Origin of the sequence: Streptomyces niveiscabiei (genome assembly GCF_001419795.1) — a bacterium.
Lineage (GTDB): Bacteria > Actinomycetota > Actinomycetes > Streptomycetales > Streptomycetaceae > Streptomyces > Streptomyces niveiscabiei.
In genome coordinates this window covers 1-1,672 of the sequence record NZ_LIRL01001176.1, presented here as the reverse complement: position 1 = coordinate 1,672, position 1,672 = coordinate 1, and the positions used below count along the sequence as shown (strand labels likewise).

Annotated in this window: 1 protein-coding gene and 1 pseudogene; one reads left to right on the top strand and one right to left on the bottom strand. The window is 68.8% G+C overall.

All coding sequences use genetic code 11. The features are described 5' to 3' along the window. Window positions 1-93 precede the first annotated feature (93 nt). Window positions 94-1,182 carry a lytic polysaccharide monooxygenase gene (locus AOK24_RS41670; RefSeq protein ID WP_409120874.1) on the top strand — a complete coding sequence of 363 codons (1,089 nt, stop codon included), beginning with the start codon at window positions 94-96 and terminating at the stop codon, window positions 1,180-1,182. A gap of 293 nt (window positions 1,183-1,475) precedes the next feature. On the opposite strand, the pseudogene AOK24_RS41665 reads toward AOK24_RS41670, so the two are convergent. Further along, window positions 1,476-1,672: pseudogene (locus tag AOK24_RS41665) on the bottom strand (DUF1775 domain-containing protein); the annotation flags it as partial.

Sequence of the window (1,672 nt, the reverse complement as noted above, 5' to 3'; positions counted from 1 at the left end):
GGGGTGGGAGCGCTCCCACCCGTGGACCGGAACCCACCAGGGCCGCCCCCACCCCATACCCGCACAGCCGTACAGAAAGGACGGCTCCCCATCATGTCCCCCACCTCGAAACATGGCATGATCACGACAAATTTATCGAGGTACCTCCGCACCCGCCCCCTCCTCCTCGTCCTCTTCTCGCTCCTCGCCGTCGTCCCCGCCCTCGGTCTGATCGTCTCGACCGGCGGCAAGGCGGAAGCGCACGGCACCCCGATGAAGCCCGGCAGCCGGACGTTCCTGTGCTGGCAGGACGGACTGACGAACACGGGTGAGATCAAGCCCGTCAACCCGGCCTGCAAGAACGCCCAACAGGTCAGCGGGACAACGCCGTTCTACAACTGGTTCTCGGTGCTGCGCTCGGACGGCGCCGGCAGAACCCGCGGCTTCGTGCCGGACGGCCAGCTGTGCAGCGGCGGCAACACGAACTTCACCGGCTTCAACGCGCCCCGCAACGACTGGCCGCTCACCCACCTGACGTCCGGCGCGACGATGGACTTCTCGTACAACGCCTGGGCCGCGCACCCGGGTTGGTTCTACGTGTACGTCACGAAGGACGGCTTCGACCCCACGAAGACCCTCACGTGGGACGACATGGAGGCGACGCCGTTCCTGAGCGTCGACCACCCGCCGCTGCACGGCTCGCCGGGCACGGTCGAGGCCAACTACTCGTGGACCGGGCAGCTTCCGGCGAACAAGTCCGGCCGCCACATCATCTACGTGGTCTGGCAGCGCTCGGACAGCGCGGAGACCTTCTACTCCTGCTCCGACGTCGTCTTCGACGGCGGCAACGGCGAGGTGACCGGTATCCACGAGCCGGGCAACCCGAACGAGCCCGTCCCCGGCGCCTGCACCGCCACCCGCCGTACGACGGGCAGTTGGGCGAACGGCTACCAGTCCGAGGTGACCGTCACCAACTCCGGCGACGTCCCGATGCTCGGCTGGATGGTCAACTGGACGCTCGCCGCAGGGCAGAAGGTCGACAGCCTCTGGAACGGCGCGGCCACCTACACCGGCCAGGACGTGATGGTCCACAACGCCGGCTGGAACGGCTCGCTCAGTCCAGGGCAGAGCGCGACCTTCGGGTACGTCGTCACCGGGGCCAATGGGGACAGTACGGCGTCCTTGCCCTGTCGGGTCGGCTGAGGCTGACCGACCGTCCGACGGCTGGGCCGCTCTGAGCGGACCCGGTGGCATCGAGCCGTGTGCCACCGGGTCCGCGAGCCGGACGGCCCCAGGGGGGGGAGGGGGCCGTCCGGGGTGGTCCCCCGGCGTCCGGACGACGACACGGAGCTGGGGGAGCGCGGGTGACAACGCCGTCGGCGGATAACGTTGTCGGAAGGTCTGTACTTGTACTGTACAGCCTCAACTGCCGTTGCCGTCAAATGAGTTGACGTGTGAGGGGGTCGGTCGGCGGTGTGTCGGCCGACCCCGGGGCGTTATTCGGACGCCTGGTTCCTGCGGCGTACGGCGAAGTACGTGACCGCCAGGACGCCGGCGATCCCGATGCCGATGATCGACCAAGTCGGCCCGGACATACCGCCCTTGTCCTCCTTCTCGGCGGCCACCGGGGAAGTGGAGGGGGTCGGCTTCGGCTCAGGGGCCGGGGTGGTCGCCGGGGCGGTCGGTGTGGAGG